Source organism: Bullifex sp., assembly GCF_034103065.1.
Lineage (GTDB): Bacteria > Spirochaetota > Spirochaetia > Sphaerochaetales > Sphaerochaetaceae > Bullifex.
This window is the reverse complement of the sequence record NZ_JAXEGN010000059.1, coordinates 1-2,575: the sequence shown is the minus strand read 5'-3', so window position 1 is coordinate 2,575 and position 2,575 is coordinate 1. Positions and strand designations below refer to the sequence as shown.

The following is a 2,575-nucleotide window of genomic DNA, read 5'->3' as shown; positions in this document are numbered from 1 at the left end:
AGCCTGAGCAGCCTCCAAGACCCCAAGATTTTTCAATGCAGATATTTCACAAACTTTAACTCCTAACTCTCTTTCAAGTTCTGAAGTATTAATTTTATCTCCATTCTTTTTTACTACATCCATCATGTTTACCACTAAAACAACAGGAATGCCTAACTCAACAAGTTGAGTTGTCAAATAGAGATTTCTTTCTAGATTAGAACCATCAACAATATTCAAAATTACATTTGGTCTTTCTTCTACAAGGTAATCACGAGCAACAACTTCCTCTAATGTATAAGGAGAAAGAGAGTAAATACCAGGAAGGTCAATAACTTTAACATTATCATAATTCTTTAATTTTCCTTCCTTCTTTTCTACTGTTACACCTGGCCAGTTTCCAACATATTGATTAGAGCCTGTGAGAGCATTAAATAGTGTAGTCTTACCACTATTTGGGTTTCCTGCTAATGCAATTCTTATTTCCATTATTTCCACCTTTGGTTAGTCTACACTAACCTTATCGTTAAAAATTTTTATTCCACCTCGATTAACTTAGCATCTTCTTTACGAATTGATAATTCATACCCTCTGACAGTTAATTCCATTGGGTCTCCAAGTGGTGCAATTTTACGAACTGTTATTTCAGTACCCTTTGTGATACCCATATCCATGATTCTTCGCTTAATAACACAAGAACCAGTTAGACGAACAACTTTACAAGTAAATCCAACCTTAATATCATTTAGTGTTGTCATTTATAACTCCTTTCAAACCATAATTTTATTAGCCATCTCACCTGAGATAGCGACTCTACAATCTTTAATATTTACAATTAAATTACTTGCATTCTTACTGATAACAACAATATCACTACCTGAAACAAATCCAAGATTTGCTAAAAATTTTCTAGTCTTTTCAGGCCCACCCACATGTTTAATTACATGTAATTCTCCACTCTGTGCAAATGTTAATGGCATCATGTCTTTCTCCAGTTAGCCTTAACTAACTAAATATAAGTTAGCAACAACTAACCATATTAGTCAATACTTTAGATTGATTTTTATACAATAACGTTTTACCTTAGTTCTTAAGGTGTAAAAATGAAAATTCAGGAATCTGCAGAAAACTATCTAGAAACTATTTTAATGATTAGAGAACGCAAAGAAATTGTACGTTCTATAGACATCGTTCGTGAAATGAATTTTTCAAAGCCATCAGTTAGTGTAGCCATGAAAAACTTAAAAGAATCTGGATATATTACAATGGATGAAACAGGAAGAATATATCTAACAGATAAAGGTGAAACACTCGCTACAAAGATTTATGACAGACATGTTAAAGTCTCTCAATGGCTTACTTCTATTGGTGTTCCTAAGGAAATTGCAGATGCAGATGCATGCAGGATGGAACATGTTATTTCGGAAGAGACTTTTGAAGCATTCAAACGTCTTGCTGAAAAATCTATGTAATATAGGACTTTAACCCTATTGCATTTTTCTTATTTTTATTTAATAATGATTAGCGCTTGATATATAGCACATGAGACCATAGCTCAGCTGGATAGAGCATCAGTTTGCGGAACTGAGGGTCGGAGGTTCGAATCCTCTTGGTCTCGAAATAGAGAATTTCCTTAACATGTAAGAAAATACTTTCTTGTAATTGGTAAAATCTTACATGGAGGAAAAGGCTCTTGAAGAACATATTAGACTTATTGAGTATCTTAAAACAACTTATAAACTAGCTACTTATGAAAGGTAGAAATATCTTTTAATTACTCTTGTATATCAAAAAAGTAATACGAGCTGCTAAATTGAGTACAATTCAAGCAGATTACTTCAACCTGAATTCTGACCATGAAGCAGCTATACGAAGCAATCGATGAATATATTGAATACTACAACAAGGAAAGGATTTAAGTGAAGCTAAACTACATGTTGCAATTGAATTACAAAAAACAGCTGATGCAAAATTATTTCTGGTCCCGTATTTTGGGTTCACTTCAAATTGCTGAGATTACTAAACTAAAAGTTTCATAACTAGACATATCAGTCACCTCCTTCAACACTAAGTCCATGGATGAAAAACCTCCACGACGTAAGAACGACATGGAGAAGGGATGACTACTGTTTCGAATCAGAACACGTATTTAGTCTTCAGGGGTCAATAAAATCTTATTATTTTAATCCCAAAATCAATTTTACTCAGCAATTAGTATCTTTACAATTTCACCAACATACATAGTGTGAAAATCTTTCTTTGGATAGACTTTCTCTACCATTTCTTTTTCAATAAACCCTTTTTCAATTATCTCTTGTGTATAGATTTTTCTACAAATGAAAACTAAATCAGCTTCTGCAAAATATGTTGTGCCATAGTCAAATACAGGAGTTAAACCTACTTCTTTAACCTTATTACCATCACGTCCAGAATGACTTCCAAGATATCCAAGTGCTTTATGATACTTATCAGAAAAATGGGATAGAGTAAAATACTCATGACTATCCATAAACTCTTTTGTATAACGACTTGGACGTACATAACTAATAATAGTTGGTAAATTACTTTTATTTCCACTATCCCAAATAGAACCAAT

At 32.8% G+C, this 2,575-nt stretch carries 6 protein-coding genes and 1 tRNA gene; 3 read left to right on the top strand and 4 right to left on the bottom strand.

Annotated elements, in window-relative coordinates; all coding sequences use genetic code 11:
- The 3 genes from SOY52_RS02485 to SOY52_RS02475 form a co-directional block, all read right to left on the bottom strand.
- Positions 1-468: FeoB small GTPase domain-containing protein (locus tag SOY52_RS02485; protein ID WP_320847405.1), on the bottom strand; the 468-nt coding region annotated here is incomplete at its 3' end.
- A gap of 47 nt (positions 469-515) precedes the next feature.
- Positions 516-737: a ferrous iron transport protein A gene (locus tag SOY52_RS02480; protein WP_320847404.1), complete on the bottom strand. Its 222-nt coding sequence runs from the start codon at positions 735-737 to the stop codon at positions 516-518.
- A 12-nt stretch (positions 738-749) separates the two neighbouring features.
- Positions 750-962, bottom strand: a complete 213-nt coding sequence (locus SOY52_RS02475; RefSeq protein ID WP_320847403.1) for a FeoA family protein — start codon at positions 960-962, stop codon at positions 750-752.
- A gap of 120 nt (positions 963-1,082) precedes the next feature.
- Between SOY52_RS02475 and SOY52_RS02470 the strand changes: the two genes are divergently transcribed.
- From SOY52_RS02470 to SOY52_RS11155, 3 genes are all read left to right on the top strand, one after another.
- A complete protein-coding gene (locus SOY52_RS02470; RefSeq protein WP_320847402.1) occupies positions 1,083-1,451 on the top strand; it encodes a metal-dependent transcriptional regulator in 369 nt (122 codons plus the stop codon).
- 72 nt (positions 1,452-1,523) lie between these two features.
- Positions 1,524-1,597, top strand: a tRNA-Arg gene (locus SOY52_RS02465).
- 238 nt (positions 1,598-1,835) lie between these two features.
- Entirely contained in the window at positions 1,836-1,898 is a 63-nt protein-coding gene (locus SOY52_RS11155; RefSeq protein ID WP_414429580.1) for an IS3 family transposase, read from the top strand.
- A 281-nt stretch (positions 1,899-2,179) separates the two neighbouring features.
- On the opposite strand, the gene SOY52_RS02460 is transcribed toward SOY52_RS11155, so the two are convergent.
- A partial coding sequence (locus SOY52_RS02460) for a flavin reductase family protein (protein ID WP_320847401.1) occupies positions 2,180-2,575 on the bottom strand: 396 nt, incomplete at its 5' end.

Bases quoted from the DNA above. Each gene is read 5' to 3' on its own strand.
- SOY52_RS02470 (WP_320847402.1), top strand. From the start codon at position 1,083: ATGAAAATTCAGGAATCTGCAGAAAACTATCTAGAAACTATTTTAATG.
- SOY52_RS02480 (WP_320847404.1), bottom strand. From the start codon at position 737: ATGACAACACTAAATGATATTAAGGTTGGATTTACTTGTAAAGTTGTT.
- SOY52_RS02475 (WP_320847403.1), bottom strand. From the start codon at position 962: ATGATGCCATTAACATTTGCACAGAGTGGAGAATTACATGTAATTAAA.